The sequence below is a fragment of the Candidatus Bipolaricaulota bacterium genome, from assembly GCA_021159055.1.
In the GTDB taxonomy this organism is placed as follows: Bacteria; Bipolaricaulota; Bipolaricaulia; order UBA7950; family UBA9294; genus S016-54.
Genome location: JAGGSO010000079.1, coordinates 1 through 4363, shown reverse-complemented (window position 1 = coordinate 4363; position 4363 = coordinate 1). Strand labels below are relative to the sequence as shown.

At 58.0% G+C, this 4363-nt stretch carries 8 protein-coding genes; 4 read left to right on the top strand and 4 right to left on the bottom strand.

Features of this window, described 5'->3' with window-relative positions:
• The 4 genes from J7J55_04015 to J7J55_04000 all read right to left on the bottom strand — a co-directional run.
• Positions 1 to 426, bottom strand: a 426-nt coding sequence (locus J7J55_04015) for a toll/interleukin-1 receptor domain-containing protein (protein MCD6141870.1), incomplete at its 3' end; no start/stop codon positions are given.
• A gap of 241 nt (positions 427 to 667) precedes the next feature.
• Positions 668 to 1024, bottom strand: coding sequence for a DUF86 domain-containing protein (locus tag J7J55_04010; protein MCD6141869.1), 357 nt, complete (start codon positions 1022 to 1024; stop codon positions 668 to 670).
• On the bottom strand, positions 1014 to 1304 hold the full coding sequence (locus J7J55_04005) for a nucleotidyltransferase family protein (protein ID MCD6141868.1): 291 nt from the start codon (positions 1302 to 1304) through the stop codon (positions 1014 to 1016). Before J7J55_04005 ends, J7J55_04010 begins: the two co-directional genes overlap by 11 nt.
• Positions 1305 to 1807: 503 nt before the next feature.
• Positions 1808 to 2800 carry a GNAT family N-acetyltransferase gene (locus tag J7J55_04000; GenBank protein ID MCD6141867.1) on the bottom strand — a complete coding sequence of 331 codons (993 nt, stop codon included), beginning with the start codon at positions 2798 to 2800 and terminating at the stop codon, positions 1808 to 1810.
• Between the two features lie 145 nt (positions 2801 to 2945).
• Here J7J55_04000 and J7J55_03995 point away from each other — a divergent pair, with 145 nt between their 5' ends.
• From J7J55_03995 to J7J55_03980, 4 genes are all read left to right on the top strand, one after another.
• Positions 2946 to 3425 (top strand): Na+/H+ antiporter subunit E, encoded by a 480-nt coding sequence (locus J7J55_03995; GenBank protein ID MCD6141866.1) that lies wholly within the window; start codon positions 2946 to 2948, stop codon positions 3423 to 3425.
• Positions 3422 to 3676: a cation:proton antiporter gene (locus J7J55_03990; GenBank protein MCD6141865.1), complete on the top strand. Its 255-nt coding sequence runs from the start codon at positions 3422 to 3424 to the stop codon at positions 3674 to 3676. Before J7J55_03995 ends, J7J55_03990 begins: the two co-directional genes overlap by 4 nt.
• Positions 3673 to 3960, top strand: coding sequence for a monovalent cation/H(+) antiporter subunit G (locus J7J55_03985; GenBank protein MCD6141864.1), 288 nt, complete (start codon positions 3673 to 3675; stop codon positions 3958 to 3960). The genes J7J55_03990 and J7J55_03985 overlap by 4 nt, the downstream gene beginning before the upstream one ends.
• The coding region (locus J7J55_03980) for a DUF4040 domain-containing protein (protein ID MCD6141863.1) at positions 3957 to 4363 on the top strand (407 nt) is incomplete at its 3' end. The genes J7J55_03985 and J7J55_03980, both read left to right, overlap by 4 nt.

The window sequence follows — 4363 nt, the reverse complement described above, 5'->3', positions numbered from 1 at the left end:
GTTAAGGGGCTTAAGGCGAGATCCTGAAATAGCAGAAACTACCTTATTTCTTGCTGTTTGTTCATCTCTTCCAACCAAATCGACATACACGATTGGCTTTAGAAGACCTTCCAAAACACACTCCCTAACACGAACGGGAATCAGCTTGCGGGTTTCACCTGTTGGGTCCTCCGAGAATGCGGCAGCCCACTCAGGATGTGTGTAGTGAGATGCAAGGAATGCAGGACTAAGCAGTAGCATAGTGTGCTTGCAGTTGAGAGAAGCTTCATGCATTTTGAGAATGAAGTTCGAGCCGGGAAGGAAATCCCATTCTTGTAGGACCACATCATATCCTTCCTCTTCCAGTACCCAGCCAATCCACTCAGCCCAGTCTGTGTCCTCACTAGCATATGAGATGAACACGTCCCTTGTTGCATTCTTGGTCATGTCATTGAACTCCCTCTCACAGTAGTCCCGAAGGAGTATAGCATAAACACAAACATTTCACGAAGGAGGGTCATAACCGGGGTCAGGTCATAACCGGGGTCAAGTCTTGCAACTTAACACTAAAACTTACTAATTACTGCTATCCCCTAGCTGGATGTGCTGGATGCACGTGGAGCCTAGAATTTTCAAACCCCAAGACCAAACCCGATGCTTCCGGCCCCCGAGCCTCCGCAAGCAAGGCTCAATGTCCCTGACTGAAATCTTCGGAAGAAATGATCTCATCTACGTAGCTCAATAGCTCAGGAATTTTATTGCTCACTACATCCCACAGTATTTCGGTATCGATCCCGAAATATTCGTGTACTACGAAATCGCGCAATCCCGCCATTTTACGCCATTCCACCTTTCTATGGCGGTCCTTTAGCTCGGCTGGCAGTTTCTTGACCGCTTCACCGATGATCGCAAGATTACGGACAACCGCGTCGACTGTCTTCTCATCCGTCTCAAACGCCGCGCGATCCATACCCTCTGTATACCGCATGATCTTCGTCGCGCTCGTTTTGATGTCGTCAAGAAACAACGATGGATCACGATACATAAATTGCTTCTCGCTCAATTTGTGTCTTTAACCGTGGCTTAAGAGCCTTTCTCGTGACGAGATCAACTGGCCTATCCAACAGCTTCTCCAAGAAAAACTTTAGTTCCATGTACTGATCGAACGTGGCTGGTCCGTAAAACGTGACAAGAATATCGATGTCACTTTCGGGAGATGCTTCACCGCGTGCAACCGAGCCGAATACAGCAAGAGATTCAACGCCAAATGACTTTATCTTGTCCCGATTCTCCCGTATAAGTCTGAGTACTCTTTCACGTTGCATGCCAACCTCCGGCGAACAACTTATCCTAATACCTCATCGTAGCACAATCAAACCGACGCTCTTGGTGCGCCAGGAGATCGTTACCAGGCAAAGGAGAGCGGCCGGAGAGCCAGGATTACGGGAGGTATTCGAAGCCTAGAAATTTTCAGGGCTCAAGCCCATCTTCTACGGTTATAAATTTGAAGTTGCCTTCTAAATGGTCTTACAGGGTCTTGGCGCTCCCCTCTTTCACCTTCCGCACCGACGGCGTGATCGCTGCCCCTGCTTTCCGGCAGCACCTTGCCACAGGAAGGAAAGATCCATCGCACACAACGTGCGACGCATAAAAGCTGCTATTCTTCGTCGGGGCTTGTTCCCGCCGTCATGAGTAAAATGACTCAGTCCATTGAGTAAAGCAAAAAATGCCCTTGCTATGTGATCTGTAGGGATCAGGCAGTGAATCCCGACATCGACGGTGTATGCGCGTCGGCCTGAGTCAGAGGTTCATATTTACCGCGGTGCGACTACAGCTCCAGTCCCATCTTCAGGTACTCCACCCGTCTTTTGAACCCGAACGACTCCACCGCCGCGGCGACCGCCGGCATCCAGCGCGGGACGTCGATCTCAACCCGCAGGTTCGGGCTCTTGGATACGACCTCGTGCAGCATCCGCCCGACGAGGTAATCCGCGAGCTCCGGACGGGCCGGATCGAGCCGCACGGCGATGCTGTTCACCCCCTTCCCCCGGGTCGAGGCTGCGTACCGACACCAGGCCACCGCCTTATCGCCGTCGGTCTCGCGCACCACAAACGCCTCTTCCGCCGTGTGTTGGGCGCGGTTGATGATCGGTAGGAGCAAGAGGAGGGGCAACGGCTGGCGGAACCGCCCTGGTTCGACCGGTTCGTACCGCCGCGTCTCCTCGGGAACGATGCGCTCTTCCAGTTCGAACCTCGTCCTCCAGTCGGAGCGGGGGAGACGGGAAATCGAGTATCCATCGGGGATCTTCGGAACCGACGGGAGCGATGGCGCGGTCAGTGTGTAGTCGATCATCGCGTCGTACACCTCGAATCCCAGGCTTTCGTACAGGCGCTGCGCCGGGGTGTTGCCGTTGATGACGCTGAGCCAGGCTCTCCGCGCTCCGCGCTTTCGCATCAACTCGAGCGCGCTCTCCAGGGTCGCGCGGGCGAGGCCGCGACGCCGGTACTCGGGCAGGACGCCGACCGTTCCGACGACCCACGTATCCGTCGTCCCGTGGCGTTGTACCATCGTCAGCCCAACGATCCTCCCGTCCTCGACCGCGACGTATCCCCTGAGCATGTCGCGCAATGAGGGGGAGAGGTACTGCCCGAGGCGGACGAGCGGCCACAACCGCCGGAAGATCCTGATCGTATCGACGATCTGTTCCTTCTCGTCCGTCTGCACGCTCCACTCCGGGTTTTCCGGATATTGGAACGTATGGCATATCATTTTCCCAAGCGGGATCAGGTCCTGTGGAAGCCGGAGTGGTCGTAATTCCAACTTAACCTCCTGTTAAGCACCGGGTGAGCGTAGCATAGCCAGAGCCGGCAAACCGGTCAAGAAGCCGTCCTCTCTATCCGCGCCCCTGACTACCTTCTTGCTCGAGCACCCCCTCCCGGGGATTATGTAGAAGGAAGGGGGGAGGATGATCGTCGTATTCGTCGGGTTGTTCGGGGTGTGGATCGCCCTCGCGCGCCGGTTCGATCCGTTGTCCATCTCGGTCGGCGGGTTGGTCGCCGCCGGAGTGGCGCTGCTGCAGTGGCGCTTGTTCCCGCGCGTGAACCGGGCGCTCCTCGCCCTTTTTCGACGGCCCCACCAGCTCGTCCTGTTCATCGGGCTCCTCCTGTGGCGGTTGGTCGCCTCGACCCTGTACACGAGCTACGTGATCCTCTCCCCTCGCCCTGAAGGGAGGATCGTTGCCGTCCCAACCAAGGTCTCCGATCCGCTCGGTCGATTCCTCCTGTTGAACGCGATCACCCTCACCCCATCGACGATCTCCCTCCTCCTCGACGACGACCTTCTCTACGTTCACTGGCTGCGCCGGGGAGGGAGCACATGGGACTGGCGCGGGGTGAAGGAGTCACTCGAACGGAGACTGGACGCGATCTTCCGGAGGAGCGGATGACGGTCGTGGAAGGCCTTCTCATCGCCGCGTTCCTCGCCGTCCTGGGGCGGCTATTCGCCGGGCCGAGCCCATGGGACCGCGTTCTGGCGTACAACGCCGCCTCGAACCGGCTTGTGGTCCTCCTTGCCGTCCTCGCGGCTACCGCGGGAAAGGAGTTCTACCTCGACATGATCATCACCTACGCCGGGGTGAGCTTCCTCGGGGTGCTCGTGATCGCCCGGTTCATGGAGCGGGGGGAGCTGCACCGATGATCGGAATGATCCTCATCGGGATCGGAACGGGATTCGTCTTGATCGGGACGATCGGCATCCTCCGTCTCCCTGACATCTACTCGCGGTTGCAGGCGAGCGGAGTGTCGGATAACGCCGGGGTGGGACTGATCCTGATCGGATTGATGGTGCGAAGCGGCCTCACCCCGATCTCCCTCGGGCTCGGGCTTCTGCTGGTCCTGATCCTGGTCACCAACCCGATCGTCACTCATGCGATCGCCAAGAGCGCGTTCGTCAACCGCCACTCGGGGGAGGAAAAGGAATGACAGTGCAGACGGTCCTTTTGCTTGCGCTTCCGGTGATCGCGGTGTTCGCACTGACGCGGGCACGGCGGTTGACCGCGGTGATAGCGATGGGCCTGTTCAGCTTTGTGATCGCTGCGGTCTATCTCCTGTTCCACGCCCCGGACGTGGGGCTGACCGAGGCGGCGATCGGGGCCGGGCTGGTGACGTTCATCTACATCCTTTCGATCCGCAAGACCGGGCGGCTGGTGATCCTGGCGGACGAGGCTCCCGGGCTCCTTTCCCGCGAGAACGAGGGGATCACCGGGCTTGAATGGGAGATCCTTTTAGGGTTTGCCCGCGAGCTCGGGCTCGATCCGGTCGTCCGCTTCCTTCCGCGCCCTGAGATCGGACATGCCCTCCGGCGCGGGGAGGGGGACATCGGGGC

Coding starts and splice junctions, on each gene's coding strand:
- J7J55_04010 (MCD6141869.1), bottom strand. CDS start 1,024: ATGTATCGTGATCCATCGTTGTTTCTTGACGACATCAAAACGAGCGCG.
- J7J55_04005 (MCD6141868.1), bottom strand. CDS start 1,304: ATGCAACGTGAAAGAGTACTCAGACTTATACGGGAGAATCGGGACAAG.
- J7J55_03995 (MCD6141866.1), top strand. CDS start 2,946: ATGATCGTCGTATTCGTCGGGTTGTTCGGGGTGTGGATCGCCCTCGCG.
- J7J55_03990 (MCD6141865.1), top strand. CDS start 3,422: ATGACGGTCGTGGAAGGCCTTCTCATCGCCGCGTTCCTCGCCGTCCTG.
- J7J55_03985 (MCD6141864.1), top strand. CDS start 3,673: ATGATCGGAATGATCCTCATCGGGATCGGAACGGGATTCGTCTTGATC.